Here is a 23,692-nt window from a genome sequence, read left to right on the forward strand (position 1 = left end):
ACGGGGACGGGATCACCGCAGATTGGGAACCTCGTCGCGGGTGACGACATAGCTGTGGTTGTAGACGCGACGCAGGAACGGGATGTCCTGGTTGGTGAGCCAACTGCCGTTCCAGGTGCTGAACAGCACCCATCGGGTGCCGGTGGACTGGAGTTGGTCGGGATCCGGGATGGGGCCGTTCTCGTGCAGGGCGATCGGGACGGTGCCGCCAACGATGTCGCGGGTGCGGTTGAACAGCGGCGTCAACGGGTTGTGGTCGTTGGCGTAGGTGTCGGCGCCACCGATGTCCACGTACTGCTTACCGGGGTAGAACGAGGCGTTGGGTTCGCCGTTGTACGGGTGCAACCAGACCAGGTTGTGGATGCCCTTGGTGCGGGTGAAGTAGTCGAACTGGAACCGCCACAGCCGCTGGTACTGGCTGCCGCCCTCCTTGCTCCACCAGAACCAGGTGCCGCCGGCCTCGTGATAGGGCGCCCACAGCACAGCGACGCCGTTGGACTGCAGGCGCTGCAACTGGGCTGCCGCGGCGTCGAGCTCGGCGAGATAGGAGCGGTTCTCGGCGGTGCCGGGCGTGAGGGTGGCGTTGATGGACGCGGTGCCGCCGTAGTTGCAGGAGCTGGTCGCGGGCGCGCCGACATGCCAGCCGATCAACGGGATGCCGCCGGCGTTCCACCAGGCGAGGGCCCGGTCGACGGCCCCGGGGCGGTCACACATGTCGAGGCCGCGGATGGCCGGCTGCTTACCGGTGTTGGTCAGGATGTGGTTGAACTCGGCCTCGCTGCCGTTGGTCTCCCGCTGGCCGGACAGGATGTGGTTGCCGTACTGGCTGTAGAGGTAGCACAGCAGCTTCCGAGCCTGGGTGGTGGCCTGCGGATCGACCGGGGTGGCGGTGCACGTGGTCGGCGGGGTGGTGGGCGGGGTGGTCGGCCCGCCGGACTGGCTCCAGCGCTGGTTGGGCTGGCCGTTGCAGCCCCAGACCACCACCCGGGTGCCGTTGGCCTGGTTGTTTCCCTCGACGTCGAGGCACAGGCCGGACTGGGTGGCCGTGATGCTGCCGTTGGTGTTCCACCGGAACCTCTGGTTGGTCTGGCCGGTGCAGTTCTGGATGGTGAGCGGGGTGCCGGCCGTGGCGTTGGAGAGGTCCAGGCATCTGGTCTCGTTGAAGGTGCGCAGTTCACCCTGGCCGGTGAAGACCCAACCCTGGTTCTGCTGCCCGTTGCAGTCCCAGATCGCGACCGGGGTGCCGGCCGTGGGGCTGTTGCCCGACACGTCGAGGCAGCGTCCCGACGCGGCGCTGACCAGCGGACTACCGACTGCGGCCGAGGCGGTGCCCGCCCCCAGTAGTGCCGCGCCCCCGCTCGCGGCCACCATGGCCGTGGCGAGCATGATCCTCCATCGCATGACTTCTCCTCTCGGGTTTCGTGGGGCGTCCAACCCGTCCGGCTCAGCGGGTGGTGACGTGGTGAGCCACGGAGCCGGACGTGCCCGGTGGCCCGGCCCCATGGAGCAGTGCGGACAGGTGCGGGTAGCTCGATACGAGTTACCGGGAGAGCTGTGCGTGTCGTTGACCCTGTGGGCCGCGCCGAGGTGGGCCTTGAACAGGTAAGGTTCCAGCGCTGCGGTCGGGGCGGTGTGGATGTCGGTGCAGCGGGCGCCACCCAGGAGTCGTCGCGGTGCCCAGGCTCCATTCGCCGGGCTGCGGCGACGAGGCCGTGGTTAACATGCCGGAATCATGTGCTTAATTCATACACGATGTCAAGTATTTCGATGTGTTGCGGCGCTGCAAGGCCCTGTTTGGGGGCGTAGTTAGTTGAACACGGCAAGAAACTTCGGCCGGGTATCCGCCTGGCCGGGCGCCCGGAGGATGGACGTCAGCGACCGAGGATGCGGTGCTGGAGGGCGATGACAGCGGCGCCGCGGGCCCATTCGCTGAAGGTGAAGGGCTTGACCACCACGTCGACGGGCGTCGAGGTCCAGTGGGTGTGCGCGGTGAGCGCGGCGTCGAACGCCTCGGCGCACACGTCGTACATCGCCACCGCCTCGCCGGACAGGATGACCAGCTGCACGCCGGTGATGTTGGCGACCGTGGCGACCACCTGCCCGAGGGCGCGGCCGGCCTCCTCGAAGATCCGCCGGGCCACCGGCTGGCCTTCCCCCGCCAGCGCCAGGCACGCCTCGAAGGTCAGGTCCGGACGGTCGAGGGTGCCAGCGACGGCCCGCCGGATCGCCGCCGAGCTGGCGTACGCCCGGGCGCAGCCGCGGTGGCCCATCTCGCACAGTGGCCCGTTGTCGTGTATCGGCAGGTGGCCCACCAGACCGGTTCCCCGGCCGGCGCCACTGACGAGGCGGTCGCCGATCACCAGGCCGCAACCGAGGCCGGCACCCACCGTGACCAGCGCGAACGAGCTGTGGCCCACGCCGGCGCCGAACCACTGCTGGGCGGCGGTCAGCGCCCGTACGTCGTTCTCCACCACCGCCGGCAGGCCTGTGGCCGCCGCGACGAGGTCGCCCAGGGGCACGTTGCGCCAGCCCAGGAACGGAGAGGTGGGCACGACCGGGTCTCCTCCGGAGGCCGTGCCGGCCAGGCTTATCCCGAGGGCCGCGGCCGGCTGCCCCGACCCGGTCAGTTCACGCACGGCGTCGCCGATGCGGGTCACCACGTCGTCGACGGCGTGGCTGACCAGGGGGCGACGCAGCTCGTGCTGGATCTCGGCGCGAAGATCGGTGCGGACCGCGAACAGTGCGTCCTCGGTCAGCTTGACCCCGATCAACGCCGCGCGGGCCGGATCGACCGCCAGGGGCTGCGAGGGGCGACCCATCGTGCTGCGGTCGCCGAGCGGCTGATGGAGCAGGTAGCCGTTCTCCAGCAACGGTTTGGTCAGCTTCGTCACGGCGGACGGTGAGAGGTCCAACCGGCGTGCCGCCTCCGCCCGGGACAGCGGCCCGTGTACGAGCAGTTCCACGAAAACCGATCGCATGCCCTCGGTCAGATGCGCATCGGACAGCACACTGGACATCTTGGACAAATTTGTTGATGATGTCAAGGAATGAACCCTGCCTGGCCCCTCGGCCGCCGGACGCTCTGCCCGATTTAATGCACGGAGGACGTAGTGTCGCTGGTGTCCCTCGATCAAACCGGCCGGTTGTGGGCACTCAATACCCGCGACTCCACCTACGTGATCGGCATCGAGATCGACCAGGCGACCGGCGAGGCACTGGTGCTGCAGAAGTACTGGGGCCCGATCCTACCGCCGCAGGCCGCCCGGGAAGCCGCCGCCATGTCGGCCGGGCCCGATAGCCCCTCAGGTGCAGGCCGGCACGTGACCAGCTTCTCCCGCCCCGTCGAGGTCGAGGAACTGCTGCCGGTCGACGGCGGCCTGCGGTGGGGCCTACCGGCCCTCCAGGTCGCGGTGGACCAGGTGCGGTCGCTGGAGCTGCGGCTCGTCGGCGTCGACGCGGCCTCCGGGGACGGGGTGGACCAGCTCGACATCGCGCTGGAAGACCGCACCTTCCCGATCGACGTGGTGCTGCACGCCCGCCCGTACGCCGACTCGAACGCCATCGCCCGGTGGGTGACCGTACGGCACCGGGCCGGCGGCGACGCGGCCGTGGAGATCAGCCGCCTGGACTGCGGCAGCTGGTTCATCCCCGATGCCGAGGACTACCGGTACCGGGCGGCGTCCGGGGCCTGGGCGGAGGAGAGTCAACTCCAGCAGGGCCGGCTGCCGGTGGGTGAGCTGACCTACACCAGCCGGCAGGGCATCACCGGCCACCATGCCAACCCCTGGATCATGATCGACGCCGGGGACGCCGGCGAGGAATCCGGTGAGGTGTGGAGTGTCGCCCTGGCCTGGAGCGGCAGCTGGCGGATGACCACCACCCGCCGGCCGGAGGGCGGGACCGCGGTGACCGCGGGATTCGGTCACGATGGATTGCGGTGGCCGCTGCCGGCCGGGGCCGAGCTCGTCACCCCGACGGTCCTCGGCCTCTACAGCGCCCACGGGTTCGGTGGCACCAGCCGTGGCTGGCACGACCACATCCGTCGGCACATCCTGCCCGCCGGCGATGAGGACCGTCCGGTGCTCTACAACTCCTGGGAGGCGACCGGCTTCGCGGTCACCGAACCGGAACAGCTCTCGCTCGCCCGGCAGGCGGCCACGCTCGGCGTCGAGTTGTTCGTCGTCGACGACGGGTGGTTCGGCCGGCGCGACGACGAGCACAGCTCGCTGGGCGACTGGTGGCCGCACCGGGATCGGTTCCCCGACGGGTTGCAGGGCCTGTTCGACGGCGTCCGCGCGCTGGGTATGAAGGCCGGGCTGTGGGTGGAGCCGGAGGGGGTCAGCCCGGACAGCGACCTCTACCGGGCACACCCGGACTGGACACTGCACCTCGACCACCGCCGTCGCGACCGCAAACGTCACCAACTGGTCCTCAACTTCGCCCGTACCGACGTGCGCGACTGGGCCCTGGGGTGGCTCGACCGGCTCGTGACCGACCTGCGCCTCGACTACCTCAAATGGGACATGAACCGGCCGTTCACCCAGGCGGGCTGGCCCGGTCAGGGTCAGGGCCAGGACCATGTCTGGATCGATCACACCCGGCACGTCTACCAGGTCATGGCCCGGCTGCGCGCCCGGCATCCGGGACTGCGGATCGAGTCGTGCGCCGGTGGGGGCGGCCGGCTCGACCTCGGCATCCTGCACCACATCGACCAGGCGTGGCCGTCGGACAACACCGATCCCGTCGACCGGCAGACCGCGCAGCACGGCGTCTCCCAGCTCTACCCGGCCAACGTCATGTCCGCGTGGGTCACCGACTCGCCGAACGCCAACGTCGGCCGGTCGACGCCGTTGCGCTACCGCTTCCACGTCGCCATGGCCGGTGTGCTCGGCATCGGGGTCGACCTGGCCCGCTGGTCCGCCGCCGAGTTGGACGAAGCCCGTGCACTGATCGCGCAGTACAAGATGGTGCGCCGCACCATCCAACACGGCCGGCAGTACCGGCTCGGTGGACGGCCCGGAGTGGAGCGGTCCGCCCTGCAGTACCTGCTCGACGACCAGGTCGTCGTGCTCGTCTACCACCCGTACGGAAACGCCAAGAGTGGTCGCCGGTGGTTGCGGCTGACCGCCCTGGATCCGGACGCGTGCTACGAGGTGGTCGCCGGGGGCGACACCGACGGCGTACCCGGCCGGCTGGCCGCCGGGTCGCGCTGGCAGGGCAGGACCCTGATGGCCGTCGGCATCCGCCCCACCGCCTGGGAACCCATCGGCGCCGACCACCGCAGCGACCTGATCGTGCTGCGGAGCACCGCCGGTTCGGCAGCCGGCAACGCCTTCATCCGGTCACGAGACGTCCCGTAGCGTGCTTTCTCGGGGTATGAGCTTGTGGGCGGCGCGGAGTTCCATCCCGAGCACCGGCTCGGTGCTGCCGATACGCATGATGAGCCGCTCGACGGCGAGTTGGGCGATGGCCTTCTTGTCGGGCGAGATGGTACTGATCGTGGGTCGACCGTACCGTCCGTCCTCGATATCGTCGTAGCCGATCACGGCGATGTCCTCGGGAACACGCAGCCCGCGCTGGAGTGCGGTGTGGATGGCGCCCGAGGCGACCAGGTCGCTGTAGCAGAACACCGCGTCCGGCGGATCCGGTCGGTCCAACAGGGCGGCCATGGCGGTGGCGCCGTCGGCCCGGTTGAAGCGTGAGGTGCTGATGATCAGTGACTCGTCGACCGGCAGGCCGGCGGCGGCGTGGGCCGCCCGGAAGCCTTTGGTACGTAGCTGTGCCGCCTCCCCGGTGGGGTAGGGCTGGTCGCCGATCGCCGCGATCCGACGTCGCCCGATGCTGATCAGGTGGCGGACGGCCTCGGTGGCGGCGGCGACGTCGTCGATGCCGACGTGATCGAAGGTGCCGTCGGAAGGGCGTTCGCCGAGGACCACCAGGGGCAGGGTCGGATCGCGGAGTGAGAGATCCTCCTGGGACAGGCCCAGCGGACTGATGATCATGCCGTCGAACAGGAAGCGCCGTGGCCCGCGTCCGATCAGTTCGACTTCGTGGTCGCGGTCGCCGTCTGTCTGGTCCACCAGCACGTTGTAGCCGGCCTTACGGGCTGTCGGGATGATCGTTTGGAGTAGTTCCGCGAAGTACGGGGTGTCAAGGTACGGCACCACGACGACGATCTGCCCGGACCGGCCGGTGGCCAGGTTGCGGGCGAGGACGTTCGGGCGGTAACCGAGCACGGCGATGGCACGCTCGACCTTGTTCCGCGTGGCGTCGGTGACCCGGGCATAACCGTTGACCACGTTGGACACGGTGCGGGGCGAGACTCCGGCCAGCTCCGCGACGTCCCGTAGCGTGCTTTCCCCCATGGGCTCCTCTCCGCTGGGCGGGTGGAAGGGTCTCCCGCAGTGACGATCGTATTTTCTTCAGGCCGCCTCTTGCCAGAGCCAGGGCCCCGGTGCATAGTCCTTTGCAGCGCTGCAATGTAACCTAGACGACACATGCTCATCGATGCGTTGTCACCTCGCTTCTGCCAACGAACCCCCGAGTAGCGCCTCGCCACAGCCTTTGCGCCGTGCCCGCGTACGGCCATGTCGTCCTGCCCAGGAACGTGGCGACCGGTGCGCGACCCGGTTTCGAAGTCCCCCAGGAGGCTCGCAGCAATGCGTACCAGCAAGAATCTGCCCGCGTTCCTCGCCGCTGTGGCGGTCGTCCTCGGCCTGTCCGCGTGCAGTGGCGGTGACGGCGGTGCTGGCACGCCCCGCGCGAAGCCCACCAACTGCACCAACAAGATCGTTCACGAGGACGCGACCCGCGTCTCGGTCTGGGCCTGGTACCCGAACATGGCCAAGGTCGTCGACAACTTCAACAACGCCCACACCGACGTGCAGGTCTGCTGGACCAACGCCGGCCAGGGCCAGCCGCAGTACGAGAAGTTCCAGACCGCGATCGCGGCCAAGAAGGGGGCCCCCGACGTCGTCATGCTCGAATCCGACCAGCTCGTCGGCTTCGAGATCCAAGACGCGCTGGTCGACCTCGCGCCGTTCGGTGCTGATGCGGTGAAGAAGAACTTCAGCGAAGGTGCCTGGAAGGACGTATCGCAGGACAAGGCCGTCTACGCCATCCCGGTCGACGGCGGTCCGATGGCCCTGATCTACCGCACTGACGTGTTCCGGAAGTACGGTGTCACGACCCCGCCGAAGACCTGGCCCGAGTACGCCGAGGCGGCGGCCAAGGTGAAGGCGGCCGGCGGCCCGGTCTTCGGCGACTTCGGCAGCAACGTGCCGGCCGTGACCACCGCGCTGATCATGCAGAAGGGCGCCCAGCCGTTCGCCTACGACCTGTCCGACAAGCAGAACATCACCATCAAACTGGACGACCAGGCCACCAAGGACGTCCTCACCTTCTGGGGTGACCTGGCCCGCAACGGCCTGGTCGGCAAGGAGGACCAGTTCACCACGGACTACATCTCCGGCATGGTCGGCGGCAAGTACGCCACCTACGTCTCGGCTGCCTGGGCGCCCGGCTACCTCACCGGCGCAGGCGTCGGTGGCGGCACGGAGAAGGGCACCTGGGCCGTGGCACCGTTGCCGCAGTGGGACCCGGCCAACCCGGTCGAGGTGAACTGGGGCGGCTCCACCTTCGCGGTGACCAGCCAGGCGAGTGACAAGGCGGCCGCGGCCAAGGTCGCGATGGGCCTGTACGCCGACGAGCCGTCACTGACCGACGGCTGGAAGTCGCAGACCATCTTCCCGCTCAACACCGGCGTGCTGACCTCCACGGAGTTCGTCGACGCCAAGAGCGACTTTTTCAACGGCCAGACCGCCAACCGGGACGTCTACATCCCGGCGGCGAACGCCTACCGGGGTGCCGTCTACAGCCCGTTCACCGTCTACTACTACGCCCAACTCCAGGCCCAGATCGTGAGGCTCAATGCGGGTCAGACGACCGGTGCGCAGGCCGCCACCGATCTGCACAACGAGATCGTCAAGTACGCCAAGACCCAGGGCTTCACCGTTCGGTGATCCGGCCCGGGTGGTCGCCGTGCCCCGCCGGCCACCCGGGTCCCCGCTCGGAAAGAAGGGAGACGCTCCGTGTCCGCCACCGTCGACACCCGGCCGGGCGCACCCCGCGCCGTCGTCTCCGATCCGCCCGGCACGGCACGGAACCGCCGCCGGCCCTCTCGACGTGGTGCCCTGGGCTGGCTGTTCATCCTCCCGTTCCTCGTCGTGTTCGTGGTCTTCCTGATCGGACCGTTGGTCTACGCGGGCTACCTCAGCCTCTACACGAAGGGGCTGGCCACGGGCACGACATTCGCCGGCTTCGACAACTACACCCGGGCCTTCGGCGACCCGTCGTTCCGCCGGGGCCTGTGGTTCGTCCTGCGGTTCAGTCTCGTCGTCATCCCGCTACAGGTGATCGTGGCGTTGGTCGCGGCCCTGGTGCTGGACGAGGTGACCGGCCGGCTGGCGCGCTTCTCGCGCCTGGTCATCTTCCTGCCGTACGCGATCCCGGCGGTCCTCGGCGCGCTGATGTGGGGCTTCCTCTACAGTCCCAGCTTCGGACCGATCGAGCAGCTCGCCTCGGCATTCGATGTGCGGGCGCCGTTCCTGCTCAGCCAGGGCAACATCTTCTACGGCCTGCTCAACGTCGTCACCTGGCAGTGGGCCGGCTACTACATGATCATCATTTATGCGGCGCTGCAAGGTATCGACTCCTCGGTCTACGAGGCGGCTCGGATGGACGGCTCGAACGCCCGCCAGATCGCGTTGCGGATCAAGGTGCCGATGGTGACCTCGGCGTTGACCCTCATCCTGATCTTCTCACTGATCGGCACCCTGCAGTTCTTCACCGAGCCGCAGATCCTCGGCCCGATCGCGAACGGAACCGTCACCCCGGACTTCACCCCGAACATCTACGCGTTCAACCTGGCCTTCCGCTACGCGCAGTTCAACTACGCCTCGGCGATCTCCTTCGCGTTGGGCTTCGTGGTCTTCGTGGCGGTCGCCGTCTTCATGATCGTTACGCGCAAGAAGGGGAGTATCTTCACGTGAGCGACGTGCGGCGCCGGCCCCGCCACGTCTGGGCGAAACTGTTGTTGCTGGCGATGGTGTGCTACTTCCTCGTGCCCGTCTGGTGGCTCGTGGTTGCCAGCACCAAGGACGCCCCGGGCCTGTTCGCCGGCTCTGGAGCTCTGTGGTTCTCGGGCTTCCACCTGTTCGACAACCTGGGTGACCTGTTCACCTTCAACAACGGCGAGTATCTGCGCTGGCTCGGCAACTCGGTGCTGTACGCGCTCGCCGGTGGCGTCGGCTGCACGATCGTGTCGGTGCTGGCCGGCTACGGCTTCGCCAAGTTCGACTTCCGTGGGCGGGGCGTCGTCTTCGCGCTCGTCCTGGGCTCGGTCATGGTCCCGCTCACCGCGCTGGTCATCCCGACCTTCGTCATGATGAGCAACGTCGGGCTCACCGACACGATCTGGGCGGTGATCCTGCCGTCCCTGCTCAGCCCGTTCGCCGTCTACCTCATGCGGGTCTACGCGGCCGTGTCGGTGCCGGACGAACTGTTGGACGCCGCGCGTATCGACGGTGCCGGTGAGCTGCGCACGTTCCTGCGGGTGTCGCTGCCGCTGATGCGGCCCGGCGTCGTCACCGTGCTGCTGCTGTCGGTGGTCAGCACCTGGAACAACTATTTTCTGCCGCTGACCATGCTGTCCAGCTCCAAGCTCTATCCCCTGACCGTGGGGATCGGGCTGTGGTCGCAACTGGCCAGCTCCAACAACGGCGGGGGCCAGTCGCTGTGGAATCTGATCATTGTCGGTTCGCTGGTGTCGATCATTCCGCTGGTGATCGCCTTCCTGACCCTGCAGCGGTACTGGCGGGGCGGGCTGGCCGTCGGCAGCCTCAAGTAACGCGCTCTAGCCTGGGGAGATCCGTGTTCGCCGCTTCGTTCAGCCTTGACCCGTCCTTCACCGTCGCACCGGTGTCCCGGCGTATCTTCGGTTCCTTCGTCGAACACATGGGCCGGTGTGTCTACACCGGCATCTACGAGCCGGGGCATCCGACCGCGGACGCTGACGGCTTCCGGGGGGACGTCCTGGCCCTGGTGCGCGAGCTCGGGGTGTCCCTGGTGCGCTATCCCGGCGGCAACTTCGTCTCCGGGTACCGCTGGGAGGACGGCATCGGCCCGGTCGCGGACCGGCCGGTCCGCCGTGACCTGGCCTGGCGCAGCCTGGAGACCAACGAGGTCGGGATCGACGAGTTCATGCGCTGGGCGGGCAAGGCCGGCGTCGAGGTGATGTACGCGCTCAACCTGGGCACCCGCGGGGTGCAGGAGGCGCTCGATGTCCATGAGTACCTCAACCATCCCGACCGTACCCGCCTGGCCGAGCGGCGTCGGGCCAACGGCGTGGAGAAGCCGTACGGGGTGCGGATGTTCTGTCTCGGCAACGAGCTGGACGGACCCTGGCAGACGGGACACAAGACCGCCCAGGAGTACGGCCGGCTGGCCGCGCAGACTGCCCGCGCGCTGCGCTCCGCCGAACCGGAGTTGGAACTGGTCGTCTGCGGTAGTTCCAGCTCGTCGATGCCGACCTTCGTCGCCTGGGAGGCGGAGGTGCTGGAGACGGCGTACGACGCGGTGGACTACATCTCGGCGCACGCCTACTACGAGCCGGTCGACGGCGACATGGCCAGCTTCCTGGCCTCCGCGGTGGACATGGACCACTTCGTGGGCAGCGTGGTCGCCACTGCGGACAGCGTCGGCGCCCGGCTCAGGAGCACCAAGCGACTGAACATCTCCTTCGACGAGTGGAACGTCTGGTACCTGCGCGGTTTCCAGGAACGGCTGGACACCGGGTCCACCGAGTGGCCGGTGGCGCCGCGCGTCATCGAGGACTGCTACAGCGTCGCGGACGCCGTGGTGGTCGGGAGCCTGCTGATCTCGCTACTGCGGCACAGCGACCGGGTGACCGTCGCCTGTCAGGCCCAACTCGTCAACGTCATCGCACCCATCCGCACCGAACCCGGCGGAGCGGCCTGGCGGCAGACCATCTTCCACCCCTTCGCCATCACCTCGCGCCTGGCCCGGGGTGAGGTGCTAAGGGTGGAGCCCCGCTGCCCGACGTACGAGACCGCGCGGTACGGCGCGGTGCCGGCACTCGACGCGGTCGCCACCCACGACGCGGACACCGGTGACGTGACCGTCTTCGTGGTCAACCGGCACCAGTCACAGGCGGTGACGCTGACCGTGGCGGTGACGGGCTTCGGCGTCGACCTGCGGGTGGCGGAAGCGTGGACGGTCGCCGACGACGATCTCTTGGCGGTGAACACGGCGGACTGCCCGGACCGGGTGGTCGCCCGGCCGGCGGCCGACGTCGAGGTGACCGACGGGGTGCTGCGCGCGACCCTGCCGCCCGTGTCGTGGACCGCTGTTCGGCTCTCCGTGCCGAACTCCTGATGTTAGCGCTAACAAACTAAGTTAGTCATCTTCAGATACTGCACGAGAGGGGTCTGGACAAAGTATAGATATAAGTCTATGTTAGCGATAACACTCAGGAAGCGCGAATTCGGCGTCTTCGAGATGCTTCCGTCGCCGCGTGCCCCGGCGTCGTTGAGCCGGAGACCCCCGCTGGAACCGGCCACCACCGAATCACCAGAGAGGCATACCGCTGTGTCCCTGTCCCGGAGAGATTTCACCCGCCTCGCCACGTTGGGCACGCTGACCGCCGTCGGCGGCGGCGCGGCCGCGTTGGTCGGGCCGTCGGCCGCCTCGGCCGCCAACAGTGCGTACGTGTTCGGCTACTTCAAGGAGACGCCGGACGAGAGCGGTGACAGCTATGCGCTGCACCTGGCGGTCAGCGCCGACGGCCTGAACTGGCGCCCGCTGAACCAGAACAACCCCGTGGCGACCCCGACCGCCGGCACGCTCGGGCTGCGTGACCCGTTCATCCTGCGCAAGCAGGACGGCACGTTCGTCGTGCTCGCCACCGACCTGCGGGGACGCATCTTCAACCAGAACAACCAGTACCTGCACGTCTGGGACTCAGTCGACCTGCGCAGCTTTACCGGCTACCGCCGGATCCGGATGCACGGCCTGGCCACCCACACCTGGGCACCGACCGCCTTCTGGGTGCCGTCGCGCAACCAGTACGCGATCGTCTACTCCGCGTACAACGGCGCCGACGTCTTCATGGTCAACTACACCTCGGACTTCCGGACGGTGAGCGCCAATCAGGTCTACTTCAGCCCCGGCTACCCGGTACTGGACGCCGACATCGTGGCCGACGGATCGACCTTCTACATGTACTACAAGAACATGTCCAACGGCCTGATCTACGGCGCCCGGTCGTCGACCGGTGCGCCGAACAGCTACACCAACTACACCAGCGGCCTGCGGCAGGGCAACGCGATGGAGGCGCCGCTGCTGATCAAGAACAACACCGGCAGCGGCTGGCGGTTGTGGGGCGACTCGTTCAGCCCGGTCAACAACGACTACTACGCCTGGTCCACCTCCAACGTGGCGGGCAACTCCTGGACGCTGCTCAACCAGCGCGACTACACGCCGCCGCTGAGCGCCAAGCACGGCTCGATCGTCGGTGTCACCTCGGCCGAGTACGACGGGCTGGTGTCCCGCTGGGGCCTGCCGTCCTGGGTCCGGCTGAAGTCGTACAACTTCCCCGACTACTACGTGCGGCACGCCGGCGACGTGGGCCGAATCGACGCCTACCCCTTCGACCCGCACCAGGACCAGCTGTGGCGCATGGTCGCCGGCCTGGCCGACTCTACCGGCGTGTCGTTCGAGTCGGTCAACTCTCCCGGGCGCTACCTGCGGCACAGCGACTACGCGATCCGACTGGCGGCCAACGACGGCACCGCGACGTTCCGCGCCGATGCGACCTTCCGGCGGGTCCCCGGCCTGGCCGACTCCACCTGGTCGTCGTTCCGGTCCTACAACTTCCCGGACCGCTACCTGCGCCACTCCAACTACGTGCTGCGCATCGACCCGCTCAGTGCGAGTTCCAGCGCCAGTGATCGCCAGGACGCCACCTTCCGTGTCTCCTGATCGACGAAGGCAGAGGAAACTGTGCGATCTCGGATACGAACACTGCTGGCCGTCCTCGCCACCACCGCCACCGTCGCGGCGGGCACCGCGCTCACCCACGCCTCGCCCGCCTCGGCGGCGCCCGGCAGCCCGGCCGTCCGTCCGCCCCTGGGCTGGAACAGCTGGAACAGCTTCGGCTGCAACATCAACGAAGCCAAAATCCGCGGCGCTGCGGACGCCATGGTCAACTCCGGTATGCGCGCGGCCGGCTATCAGTACGTGGTGGTCGACGACTGTTGGCAGGCCACGACCCGCGACGCCGCCGGCAACCTGCGCTCCGACCCGGTGCGATTCCCGTCCGGCATGAAGGCGCTCGGCGACTACATCCACTCGAAGGGCCTCAAGTTCGGCATCTACCAGGCACCTCGTGAGGAGACCTGCGCCCAGTACTTCAACGCCCTCGGCGGGGCCACCGGCGCGCTGAATCACGAGCAGCAGGACGCCAACACGTTCGCGTCCTGGGGGGTCGACTTCCTGAAGTACGACTGGTGCTCGCCCTGGGGCACCCTGAACGACCAGATCGCGGGCTTCACGAAGATGCGCGACGCGCTGCGTGCCACGGGACGGCCGATCGTCTACTCGATCAACTCCAACAGCGCGCACTCCAACACCGGTCCGTCCTACAACTGGAGCAACGTCGCAGACATGTGGCGTACCACCGAGGACATCACCGACCGGTGGAGCACCGGCTGCCGGGCCGACTGCTTCATGGGCGTCACCGAGATCCTCGACGTCCAGGCGCCCCTGGCCGCGTGGGCCGGCCCGCAGCACTGGAACGACCCCGACATGCTGGAGGTCGGTGTCCGCGGCACGTTCACCCCGACGCAGAACCGGGCGCACTTCAGCATGTGGGCCATGATGGCCGCGCCGCTGATCGCCGGCAACGACATCACCACGATGTCCGCCGATGTCCGTGACGTGCTGACCAACCCCGACGTACTGGCGGTCAACCAGGACAGCGCGGGCCGGCAGGCCCGGCGGGTGCGCGACTTCGGCGAGACCGAGGTGTGGGCCAAGACCCTCGCTGACGGCTCGGGCGCCGTCGCCCTGCTGAACCGCTCGGGCAGCACCGCGACCGTGTCCACCACCGCCACCGAGATCGGCATGCCGGCGGCCAGCAGCTACACCCTGGCCGACGTCTGGACCAGAGCGTCCCGCAACACCGCCGCGGCGATCAGCGCGACCGTCCCGCCGCACGGTGTGGTCATGTACCGGGTCCGGACCGGCTCGTCGACGCCCACCACCTCCTTCGGCCTGCGCGGCGTGGGCTCCGGTCGCTGCCTGGACGTGCTCGGCGGCGCGCCGACCGACGGCGCCCAGGCGGTCATCTGGGATTGCAACGGCGGCATCACGCAGGTCGTCACCGCGGCTTCGGGGCAACTCCGCATTGGCGGGAAGTGCCTCGATGCCGAGAGCAACGGCACCGCGAACGGCACCAGGGTCATCCTCTGGGCCTGCGGTACGGGCACCAACCAGCAGTGGACGAGCCAGGCCGACGGCACCATCCGAGGAGGGCAATCGGGGAAATGTATCGACGTAAGTCAAGCGGGTACGGCCGACAACAGCCCGTTGGTCCTGTGGACCTGCTCCGGCGCGTCCCACCAACGATGGACGCGCGTCTGACGGGCAGGGACGGGCTGCCCCGCGCGGAACGAACGACGCAGCGGGGGAGCCGTCGGACCGGTGTCCACCGTGCCGACCGGTGGGCCGACGCCGACCGAGCCTCCCGCTCGTGAAACTCCGGGCATCCATGGCCCCCTGACCCCGTCTCCGACATCCATCCGCACCCGACCACCGATGCGCGCTGATCCACCGCAAGCCACCGAACGACATACCACCCATCGCGCCGTTCCCGCAGGCCATCGGGCTGCCCGGCGCCCCGTCCCCAGGAGTAGTCGTGACAACTTCAGTTTCACCCGTACGGAAAACGCCCACCCTCCGCCGCCTGGCGGTGCTGTCCCTGTCCGTCGCCGTTCTGGCGGCCGGCGGGGCCTCGGCAACGCAGTCCTCGTCGGCCGCCTCCCGGACTGCGGCGCCCCGGGCGGCGGCGACGCCCACCACACCGCCTGGGTCCTACCCGGGTCCGGGCCGGGTCACCGGCGACGTCGGGGTGCACGACCCGACGATCGTGGTTCGTCCCGGTGGTGGTTACCTGTTGGCGCACACCGGTGACAACATCGCTCTCAAGACGTCCAGTGACCGGACCGCGTTCCGTAACGCGGGTGCGGTGTTCCCGGGCGGTGCGCCGTGGACCACGACGTACACCGGTGGCAGTCGCAATCTGTGGGCGCCGGACCTGTCCTACCGTGATGGCCGGTACTGGCTGTACTACTCGGCCTCGACGTTCGGGTCGAACCGGTCGGCGATCTTCCTGGCCACGAGCACGACCGGTGCCTCCGGGAGTTGGACCAACCAGGGTTTGGTGATCGAGTCCCGCACCTCTGACAACTTCAACGCGATCGACCCGAATCTGGTGGTCGACGCCTCCGGCAGGTGGTGGCTCAGTTTCGGGTCGTTCTGGTCGGGCATCAAGATGGTGGCGTTGAACCCGGCCACCGGGAAACGCTCCGACACGACGGTGCGCAGCATCGCGGGCCGCAACGGCGGCGCGATCGAGGCCCCGGTGATCGTCCGGCATGGCAACTACTACTACCTGTGGGTGTCGTTCGACAGGTGCTGCCAGGGTGCGGCGAGCACCTACCGGGTCATGGTGGGCAGGTCGACCTCGGTCACCGGGCCGTACGTCGACCGCAACGGGGTGGCGATGACCGCCGGGGGCGGCACCCAGGTGCTCGCCGGGCACGGCAGCATCCACGGACCCGGGCACCAGGCGGTGTTCACCGACACCGACGCCGAGGTTCTCGTCTACCACTACTACGCAAACAACGGCGCCTCGTTGCTGGGCATCAACCTGCTCGGCTACGACAACGCCGGCTGGCCGTTCGTCTACTGACCGGGAAGGGGATCCGATGATGCGCAGAATCCTGGTCACCGGGGCGGTGGCGATGCTCGCCGTGGCGGGCACGGCGGTCGCCACCCCGGCCGCCGAGGCCGCCACGGTGCAGCCGAACGTGTCCTACGTGCTGGTCAACCGCAACAGCGGCAAGGCCCTCGATGTCTACAACCTGGCAACCACCGACGGTGCCGCCATCAACCAGTACACCCGCAACGACGGCGCCTGGCAGCAGTGGCGGTTCCTCGACTCCGGCAGTGGCTGGTACCGGCTGCAGTCGGTGCACAGCGGCAAGGTGCTCGACCTGCCCACCACCGCTGACGGCGTCCAGCTGGTGCAGAACACCGACCGCAACGACGCCCGCCAGCAGTTCCGGCTCGCCGACTCGGCCGGCGGTCAGGTCCGGCTGATCAACCGCAACAGCGGCAAGGCCCTCGAGGTCTGGGAGTGGTCCACCGCCGACGGTGCCAAGGTCTCGCAGTACCAGGACCTCGACGGCGCGAACCAGCAGTGGCAGCTCGTCGCCCTCGGCACCGGCACCGGTACCCGCACCTTCACCAACCCGATCAAGCGCAACGGCCCGGACCCGTGGCTGCAGTACCACAACGGCTACTACTACCTGGCCACCACGACCTGGAACTCCACCATCACCATGCGCCGGTCGACCACCCTGGCCGGGTTGGCCACCGCGCCCGACCAGGTCATCTTCAACCTGTCGAGCCGGCCCAACGGCTGCTGCAACATGTGGGCGCCGGAGTTCCACCTGATCAACGGCCCGAACGGCAACCGCTGGTACTTCTACTACACCGCCGGCCGGAACGTCCCCGACTACAACCCCACCCAACGGCTGCACGTCCTCGAATCGGCGGGCACCGACCCGATGGGCCCGTACACCTTCAAGGCCGACCTCGGCAGCGACTGGTCCCTCGACGCCAGCGTGCTGAAGGTGGGCAGCAGCCTCTACCTGATGGCAACGTATGGCGGCGACGGTGCCGGGCAGAGCAACTCCATCCAGCGGCTGTCCAACCCCTGGACCCTGCAGGGCTCCCGTGCGCGGCTCTCCTCGCCGACGCTGTCCTGGGAACGGCAGACCGGGGCGGTCAATGAGGGACCCGAGCCGCTCTACCACAACGGCAAGGTGATGGTCGTCTATTCGGCCTCCGCCTGCTGGGGTCCGGACTACAAGCTCGGGCTGCTCACCCTCACCGGCACCGACCCGATGAACCCGGCGCACTGGACGAAGAAGTCCACCCCGGTGTTCCAGCGCAGCGACGCGAACGGTGTGTTCGCGCCCGGCCACAACGGGTTCTTCAGGTCACCGGACGGCACCGAGGACTGGATCGTCTACCACGCCAACGACTCCGCCTCCGGCGGATGCGACATGAACCGCTCCACCCGCGCCCAGAAGTTCACCTGGAACGCCGACGGCACGCCCAACTTCGGGACTCCGGTACGGCTGGGCACGACGCTGACCGCACCCTCCGGCGAATAGCACGCGCAGGTCCCGGTCGCTACCCGCACCCCGCAGTCCCTCCGGGCGCGGGTAGCGACCACCGGACCGGGTCGCCCCGCGCCGCCTGGCCGGGCGTCAGCACTCATTCGTGTCGTCGCTGAACAGGAGCGGCCTTCACGGGACGTCGGATATGGACGCGCCCGGGACTCCGCTTGGCCGGCGAACAAGTGTTTCACGGTGGCCATACGCCGGTGACGGCAATCTCCCCAAAGAACAAACATTGACGGTCATTGACGCGTTTTGTTAAGTTGATGAAGTAACTGGTGGTGCCGAAAAGAATGACGATTCCCGCCGTCATCGTGCAGCGAAAGGGCGTCGCGAGCGTCCGATCCGAGTCGTCTCACGCTTCCGGCGGTGACCGTCCGGCAGCCACCCCGGCGCTCCCGGAGCCGGGCGCGGAAGGGCAGCCGGGGCGCACCCGGGTAGAGATCCGGACCGCGATGGCCAGCCCGGTCAGCAGTTCCGGATCATCGCCGACGGCACGGTGACCGCAGTCGACGACGGCAGCTGCCCGGACGTCGACGGTGCCGCCGCGGCCGGCGGCACCCGGCCGCGACTGCCGGACGGCGATGACCGGACACGGACCCGGCGACCTGCCGGGGACGCCGGAGCGGTGCCGTCGGCGCGGCGTCGGGGGGTCACCACGTGGATCCGTTCACGGAAGCCGGGCGGCAAAACACAGACCCAGATCACCTCCACCGCAAGGAGTTGTTCCCATGTACAGACGTAACTTCCTCAGGCTGGGCGTCGCCGGCGTGGCGACCGTGGGCGCGGGATCCGTGTTCGGTCCCTGGCAGGCGCACGCCGATCCGGTCCGTCCGCTCCGGGCCGCGCCGACCACGCCGTTCGCCGTGGGCGTGCGCCAGTACAACTGGATGCGCGGCAGCCGCCGGATCACCACCTTCGTGTACTACCCCGCCACCGGTGCTCCCGGCGGTAATCCCGTCACCAACGCCCCCGTGGCCCCGGGCGTCTTCCCCGTCTGCGTCTACCAGCACGGCCTCGGCGGCACCCCGCAGGGTGCCCTGTCGGTCATCCGCCCGCTGGCTGCCGCCGGCTTCATCGTGCCCGCCGTCAGCGTGCCCAGCGTCGGCATCGGTGACACGTACAACGGCGAACTGCCCAGGGACAACTCCGAAGTCATCACCCGGACCCTTGCCCTCAACACCGCGGGTGACCCGTTGGCCGGCCACATCGACACCACTGTCGGGGTCGGCATGTCCGGGCACTCGATGGGCGGCATGACCACCCATGCGATGCTCACCGCCTTCCCCGAACCCCGGATCAGGGCCGCGATACCGATGTCCTGTGTGGACATAGGCAACCCGAGCGGCAGTGTCCGCGCCAACGTGCTGTTCATCCACGGAGACCGGGACCCCACCTGCCCGTACTCCTCCGCCCGCCAGGCGTATGCGGAGCTGCCGGCTCCCAAGGCGTTCCTCACCTTCCTCGGCGGCGACCACGGCAACTTCTTCGGCAACGCCCTGTCCATGCGGACCTTCATCGACTGGATGCGGTGGGGCCTGTACGGCGACACCACTGCCCGCGACCGCCTCACCGCCGACGCGACGTCATCCACCACCAGGTGGGAGTTCGTCCCGGGCTCGACCGTGCCGCCGCCCACCTCCACCTTCTACAACCTGGTAGCCCAGCACAGCGGCAAGGTCGCTGAGATCACCGGTGCCTCCACCACGGCCGGGGCCGCCCTCGTCCAATGGCCGAGCAACGGCGGGTCGAACCAGCAGTTCGAGTTCCTCGACGCCGGAGGCGGCTACTTCCGCATCAGGGCCCGCCACAGCGGCCTGGTGCTCCAGGTAGCCGACAACACCAGCGGCGCCGACATCACCCAGCAACCCGACACCAATGCGGCCAGCCAGCAGTGGCGCACCACCGACCACGGCGGCGGCGTGATCAGCCTCGTCAACCGTCAGTCCGGCCTGGCCATGGACGTGTGGGAAAACTCCACCACCGACGGGGTCCGCATTGCCCAGTACGCGTACTCCGGCAACCCGAACCAACGTTTCACCCGGCGCCCCGTCTGACCCGGAGCCCGTCGCCCCGGTGCCGGCCCGCGCCGGTACGGGGGCGACGGACGGTCCGCCGACACCTTCTCGGCGGCATCGTCGGCAGATGGACCGTGGGTGGACCGAAATCGAGGAGAGTGGGTTGTGGTCGAGGTGAACGTCCCTCGGGTGGGGGGCGGCCCGTGGTCGGAAGCCTCGGTTCGACCGGCCGGGTGGCCCAGGGGCCCCGGCATGCGTGACGTCGCCAAGCTGGCGGGAGTGTCCTGCCAGACGGTTTCACGGGTGATCAACCGGCAGCCGCATGTGGCGGCCGCAACCCGGCAGCGGGTGCTGGAGGCGATGCAAAAGTTGCACTACCGCCGGAATCTCCTTGCCCGAGCGCTGGTCACACAGCGGTCCGGCACGGTGGGGATCATCGGCTGCGAGAGTCCGCTGTTCGGTCCGACCTCGATGCTGTACGCGATCGAGAGCGCGGCCCGGGCGGCGGGTTACTCCGTGAGCGTCGCCAGCGCCCGCCACCTCGACCGCCGGTCGGTACTCGACGCGGTCGAGCGACTCTGTCATCAGTCGGTTGAGGGGATCATCACCATCGCGCCCAAGCCGGCGATGTCCGACGCGCTGACGGAGGCCCCGCCCACGGTCGCCTGCGTGACCGTGGGCGGGGGCAGCAGCGACGCGATGCCGAGTACCTGGATCGACAACGTCGCGGGCGCGCGCCTGGCCAGCCGGCACCTGATCGAGCTGGGACACCGCACCGTCCACCACGTGGCCGGGCCGGACGACTGGCCTGAGGCCGGCGAGCGAATCCGCGGCTGGCGCGAAGCGTTGGAGGAAGCCGGCCGGCCGATCCCTGCTGTCATATCGGGGAACTGGAGTGCCCGGGCGGGATACGAGCAGGGTGGGCGGATGGCCGCCGACCCGTGCGTGACGGCCATCTTCTGCGCCAGCGACCAGCTGGCCCTCGGCGTGCTGCGGGCGCTGCACGAGGCCGGTCGACGGGTCCCCGAGGATGTCAGCGTGGTGGGCTTCGACGGGGCGCTCGACGGCGCGCACTACCTGCCGCCGCTGACCACCGTTCGCCAGGATTTCGCCGAGCTGGGTCGGCTCAGCCTGGGGCTTTTACTGTCCCAACTGGACCCCGCCGGAGGCCCTCCGGCACCGCGGCGGCAACTGCTCGTTCCTGAGCTGTTGATCAGGTGCAGCACGGCGCCACCTCGTCACCGGGGATGAGCGCTGCTCTCCGCGGCGCGGATGATGCCTGGGCGGTGGCAGCGATGGGCGAACGGTGCCACGCCACCGTACGCCTGACGCATGACCGAACGGCGCCGCCCCTACCCGTCCGACCTGTCCGACGCCCGCTGGGCCCTCATCGCACCCCGCCTGACCGCCTGGCGACAGGCCGCACCGACGCCGGCGTCAGCGGCCGCACCCCCACCCACGACCTCCGCGACATCTTCAACGCCATCCCCTACGTCAACCGCACCGGCATCGCCTGGCGCTACCTACCCCACGACTTCCCACCCCACCCGACGGGTCCACGGCTACTTCGCCGCCTGAAGCACAGAAGGCATCCTCACCGCACTCAACTACCAGCTCACCGGCCTCTGAGAGGTACACCCTTCGCGGTGGACAGGTCGAAGTGCAGCTCAGGATGGGCTGGATCCTGACCCAGCCGCAGCTCCCACCGGAGCTGCCCTTCATGAGGCGAGGCGCGGCCACCGGCGGCCCGGCGGGCGCATGGCGGCGGCGCCGACGGCTTGCCGCCGCGCGCTCAGCATTGGTGGAGCTCGCCTACGGCACCACGCGGCTCACGCGGGAGTGTGGCGTTTTCGGCTCTGTCTCACATTCGGTGGTGACGGTGGGTGGTGGTTAGCCGAGCAGGATGCGGTGTCGTAGGAGGGCGAAGCCGGCGCGTCCGTACATCTGTCGCTTGATCAGTTTGGTCTTGGTGTTGACGCCTTCGGTGCCGCCGTTGTGGAAGGGGTGGGTCAGGGCGGCGTTGACGGCGTCGCGGTCGAGGTCGAGGCCGCGGGTGAATGTGTGCAGGTGGGGCAGGTCTGTGGCCTTGACCTTGGTGATCCACGCGGTGAGCCGGTCGTCGTTGCCGCTTGCGGGGGTGAGGAGCGCGGCGAACGAGTTGATGAAGTCGGCCAGCGCGGTCATCTCCGAACAGGCACGGGTGAGATGCGGAGACAGCGCGACCGGAAGGTCGCGTACGCGGTCACGGTCCGTTGTGGACGGGCACCGCGGTGGGAACCGCCGGGTCGGACATGGCGGCTACTGCGAGGCTCTCCATGTCTCGCAGCAGCGCCTCGCCGTCCGCCGGGGTGACATACCAGCTGTCCCCGCGCAGTGTGAACATGATGCCTTCCGCGGGGTCGTCGATGCTCAGGTACAGCGGCTCGATCGGTTTGTCCCGCCACTCGGTCAGCCGGAACTCGGTGCGGGCGAGCAGCTCCGGGATCGTGTCTGCCGCCGACGCGTCCGGAGGCGTCGTGGCCGCGATTCTGGTCGTCGCGTCTCGCCGGTCGTTGACGTACGCCCACGTGTCGCCGGCCCAGCGCGCGGCGCCCGGCTGTTCGCGGGCGAGGCGGTCGATGAGCGCGAGCTCGTCCTCCGGATCGTAGTAAGCGTGCTTATACGCGAGCCGAACGGGACCGCGGGCGCGGATCACCGCCTCGTCGACGGTGGCTCCGGCGACATCGAGCACGCAGACGCCGGACTGCGTGACATGGCTCACGACCTTGCGCAGGCCCGGCCGAAACCGGTTGTTCACCATCGGCCGCAGTACAGCCGGGTTCAGCAGTTCCCGTCGGCCCAGGGCGATGGCGTACAGGGTCAGCAGGATCGTCGAGGAGTCGGCGCGCGTGCGGCGGGCGATTCCCTGCACCGCCGGGAGCAGGGCGGCGGTGGTCAGGGTGCCGGTCCAGTGCCGCCGTTCGCCCCGATCGGCCGACCGGGGCATCGGGCGCGGCGGGACGGACCGCAGCTCCGCCTCGATGTGGCGCAGCCCCGCCGCGGCCTGCCGCCGCCCGGCCGGCGAGTCCTGCCAGCGGACGAGTTCCAGCTGCTCCATGCCGCGCGGCGGCTCGGCGGCGCGGGCTGTGGTCTCCTCGAAGAGCACCGCGACGCCGACGCCGTCCGTCGCCAGGTGACAGACGACGATGACCATGTGGGTCACCGCGCCCTCGCGGCGCACCGCGGCAACACGCAGCGGCCATTCACGGACGAAGTCGCGGGCCGTGGCCAGATACGCTTCGTACACCGCTTGGGCCGTCTTCTGCGGGTCGGCGTCCCCGTCGGCGTCGTATACCTCGAAGGTGATCTCGCCGTCGGCGAACAGTTCCTGGCTCGGCCGGCCCTCGGCGTCGAACCGCAGCCTCGTGCGCAGCGAAGGGAAGCGGGACATCATGTACCGCAACTCGTCTGCCAGGTCCGCCACGGTCCGGCCGGGCGGCTGCGGCATCGGCGCCCCGATGTTGAGCCAGCCCCACCTCAGCATCAACAGCCAGACCATGCGCTGGCCCCAGGTGAGCTCCCCGGCCCCGGCGGCGTCGCCGGCGAAGGTGACGGTCACCCGCTCCGCGGGAAGGGGCGGCGCGGCGGGCGGTCGTTCGGGCGTGCCCGGTTCACGCACCACGCCGGCGACCGCGGCGTAGCGTACCGCCTCGGGTTCAGCGAAGAACATCGTCGAGCTCCTCGGGAGTGCGGGTACTGACCCGGTGACACCACCACCGCCCGGACCACTGAGGAACGACCGGTTGACGGGTTGTCAGCGTTCGGAGATTATCGCGGGCGTGACCGCGTCTTGCGAGAGTCCACATCCGACTTTCGCGTAACGCCGACGACGAGCACTCATCTTGCGCCGGTACCACCGAGGACCGCGCGTGTGGCGGCCGCTCGGGCGACGGGGCCGCGGCTGCCGGTCCCGTTCCTCGGAGACATCCAGGCCGCCGCGACGGGACTGCACGACGCCTTGCCGGTGGAAGTGGCCGAGTACGGCGACGCCTCGATCCTGACGATCAGCTGACCGGCAGGCCGTTGTCGAGTCGGGCCGGGCCCGGCTACCATGACCGGAGAGCACTGATAGAGAGTGGAGCACCT

Annotated in this window: 16 protein-coding genes and 2 pseudogenes; 13 read left to right on the forward strand and 5 right to left on the reverse strand. The window is 68.9% G+C overall.

Going from position 1 to position 23,692, the window contains the following annotated elements; genetic code table 11:
- Positions 1 to 12: 12 nt before the first annotated feature.
- Complete coding sequence (locus tag H1A17_RS00735; RefSeq protein WP_228542669.1) at positions 13 to 1,401, reverse strand: glycosyl hydrolase; 1,389 nt, start codon at positions 1,399 to 1,401, stop codon at positions 13 to 15.
- A 470-nt stretch (positions 1,402 to 1,871) separates the two neighbouring features.
- Entirely contained in the window at positions 1,872 to 2,963 is a 1,092-nt protein-coding gene (locus H1A17_RS00740) for an ROK family transcriptional regulator (RefSeq protein ID WP_309236651.1), read from the reverse strand.
- 147 nt (positions 2,964 to 3,110) lie between these two features.
- Here H1A17_RS00740 and H1A17_RS00745 point away from each other — a divergent pair, with 147 nt between their 5' ends.
- Positions 3,111 to 5,360 carry an alpha-galactosidase gene (locus tag H1A17_RS00745; protein ID WP_194820757.1) on the forward strand — a complete coding sequence of 750 codons (2,250 nt, stop codon included), beginning with the start codon at positions 3,111 to 3,113 and terminating at the stop codon, positions 5,358 to 5,360.
- Here the strand turns inward: H1A17_RS00745 and H1A17_RS00750 are convergent.
- Positions 5,343 to 6,365: a LacI family DNA-binding transcriptional regulator gene (locus H1A17_RS00750; protein WP_194820758.1), complete on the reverse strand. Its 1,023-nt coding sequence runs from the start codon at positions 6,363 to 6,365 to the stop codon at positions 5,343 to 5,345. The genes H1A17_RS00745 and H1A17_RS00750 overlap by 18 nt on opposite strands.
- 294 nt (positions 6,366 to 6,659) lie before the next feature.
- Here H1A17_RS00750 and H1A17_RS00755 point away from each other — a divergent pair, with 294 nt between their 5' ends.
- From H1A17_RS00755 to H1A17_RS00805, 11 genes and pseudogenes are all read left to right on the forward strand, one after another.
- Positions 6,660 to 8,021 carry an ABC transporter substrate-binding protein gene (locus H1A17_RS00755; protein WP_194820759.1) on the forward strand — a complete coding sequence of 454 codons (1,362 nt, stop codon included), beginning with the start codon at positions 6,660 to 6,662 and terminating at the stop codon, positions 8,019 to 8,021.
- Between the two features lie 69 nt (positions 8,022 to 8,090).
- The gene (locus tag H1A17_RS00760; protein WP_194820760.1) at positions 8,091 to 9,050 is read left to right on the forward strand and encodes a carbohydrate ABC transporter permease; all 960 of its coding nucleotides are present in this window, start codon (positions 8,091 to 8,093) and stop codon (positions 9,048 to 9,050) included.
- Positions 9,047 to 9,907, forward strand: a complete 861-nt coding sequence (locus H1A17_RS00765) for a carbohydrate ABC transporter permease (protein WP_309236652.1) — start codon at positions 9,047 to 9,049, stop codon at positions 9,905 to 9,907. Before H1A17_RS00760 ends, H1A17_RS00765 begins: the two co-directional genes overlap by 4 nt.
- A 23-nt stretch (positions 9,908 to 9,930) precedes the next feature.
- The gene (locus tag H1A17_RS00770) at positions 9,931 to 11,454 is read left to right on the forward strand and encodes an alpha-N-arabinofuranosidase (RefSeq protein WP_309236653.1); all 1,524 of its coding nucleotides are present in this window, start codon (positions 9,931 to 9,933) and stop codon (positions 11,452 to 11,454) included.
- A gap of 213 nt (positions 11,455 to 11,667) precedes the next feature.
- Positions 11,668 to 13,059 carry a glycoside hydrolase family 43 protein gene (locus H1A17_RS00775; protein ID WP_194820761.1) on the forward strand — a complete coding sequence of 464 codons (1,392 nt, stop codon included), beginning with the start codon at positions 11,668 to 11,670 and terminating at the stop codon, positions 13,057 to 13,059.
- Between the two features lie 21 nt (positions 13,060 to 13,080).
- Positions 13,081 to 14,721 (forward strand): ricin-type beta-trefoil lectin domain protein, encoded by a 1,641-nt coding sequence (locus tag H1A17_RS00780; RefSeq protein ID WP_309236654.1) that lies wholly within the window; start codon positions 13,081 to 13,083, stop codon positions 14,719 to 14,721.
- A 274-nt stretch (positions 14,722 to 14,995) separates the two neighbouring features.
- A complete protein-coding gene (locus H1A17_RS00785; protein ID WP_194820762.1) occupies positions 14,996 to 16,051 on the forward strand; it encodes an arabinan endo-1,5-alpha-L-arabinosidase in 1,056 nt (351 codons plus the stop codon).
- Between the two features lie 16 nt (positions 16,052 to 16,067).
- Positions 16,068 to 17,543, forward strand: a complete 1,476-nt coding sequence (locus H1A17_RS00790; protein WP_375372778.1) for a family 43 glycosylhydrolase — start codon at positions 16,068 to 16,070, stop codon at positions 17,541 to 17,543.
- A 737-nt stretch (positions 17,544 to 18,280) separates the two neighbouring features.
- Positions 18,281 to 19,606, forward strand: coding sequence for an RICIN domain-containing protein (locus tag H1A17_RS00795; RefSeq protein WP_194820763.1), 1,326 nt, complete (start codon positions 18,281 to 18,283; stop codon positions 19,604 to 19,606).
- A gap of 213 nt (positions 19,607 to 19,819) precedes the next feature.
- Complete coding sequence (locus H1A17_RS00800; RefSeq protein ID WP_194820764.1) at positions 19,820 to 20,818, forward strand: LacI family DNA-binding transcriptional regulator; 999 nt, start codon at positions 19,820 to 19,822, stop codon at positions 20,816 to 20,818.
- 81 nt (positions 20,819 to 20,899) lie between these two features.
- A pseudogene (locus H1A17_RS00805) lies at positions 20,900 to 21,142 on the forward strand (transposase); the annotation flags it as partial.
- A gap of 315 nt (positions 21,143 to 21,457) precedes the next feature.
- Here H1A17_RS00805 and H1A17_RS00810 read toward each other — a convergent pair.
- Both H1A17_RS00810 and H1A17_RS00815 read right to left on the reverse strand, forming a co-directional pair.
- Positions 21,458 to 21,784: pseudogene (locus H1A17_RS00810) on the reverse strand (transposase); the annotation flags it as partial.
- A 25-nt stretch (positions 21,785 to 21,809) separates the two neighbouring features.
- Complete coding sequence (locus H1A17_RS00815) at positions 21,810 to 23,276, reverse strand: condensation domain-containing protein (protein WP_145919006.1); 1,467 nt, start codon at positions 23,274 to 23,276, stop codon at positions 21,810 to 21,812.
- A 201-nt stretch (positions 23,277 to 23,477) separates the two neighbouring features.
- On the opposite strand from H1A17_RS00815, the gene H1A17_RS00820 reads away from it, so the two are divergent.
- On the forward strand, positions 23,478 to 23,618 hold the full coding sequence (locus tag H1A17_RS00820) for a hypothetical protein (protein ID WP_168222416.1): 141 nt from the start codon (positions 23,478 to 23,480) through the stop codon (positions 23,616 to 23,618).
- The last annotated feature ends 74 nt before the right edge of the window (positions 23,619 to 23,692 follow it).

Source organism: Micromonospora sp. S-DT3-3-22 (assembly GCF_015354745.1).
GTDB lineage: Bacteria > Actinomycetota > Actinomycetes > Mycobacteriales > Micromonosporaceae > Micromonospora > Micromonospora wenchangensis.

What these genes read in the sequence shown, in the direction of transcription:
- H1A17_RS00735 (WP_228542669.1), bottom strand. Translation starts at nt 1,401, where the DNA reads ATGCGATGGAGGATCATGCTCGCCACGGCCATGGTGGCCGCGAGCGGG.
- H1A17_RS00750 (WP_194820758.1), bottom strand. Translation starts at nt 6,365, where the DNA reads ATGGGGGAAAGCACGCTACGGGACGTCGCGGAGCTGGCCGGAGTCTCG.
- H1A17_RS00755 (WP_194820759.1), top strand. Translation starts at nt 6,660, where the DNA reads ATGCGTACCAGCAAGAATCTGCCCGCGTTCCTCGCCGCTGTGGCGGTC.
- H1A17_RS00790 (WP_375372778.1), top strand. Translation starts at nt 16,068, where the DNA reads ATGATGCGCAGAATCCTGGTCACCGGGGCGGTGGCGATGCTCGCCGTG.
- H1A17_RS00795 (WP_194820763.1), top strand. Translation starts at nt 18,281, where the DNA reads ATGTACAGACGTAACTTCCTCAGGCTGGGCGTCGCCGGCGTGGCGACC.
- H1A17_RS00800 (WP_194820764.1), top strand. Translation starts at nt 19,820, where the DNA reads ATGCGTGACGTCGCCAAGCTGGCGGGAGTGTCCTGCCAGACGGTTTCA.
- H1A17_RS00815 (WP_145919006.1), bottom strand. Translation starts at nt 23,276, where the DNA reads ATGTTCTTCGCTGAACCCGAGGCGGTACGCTACGCCGCGGTCGCCGGC.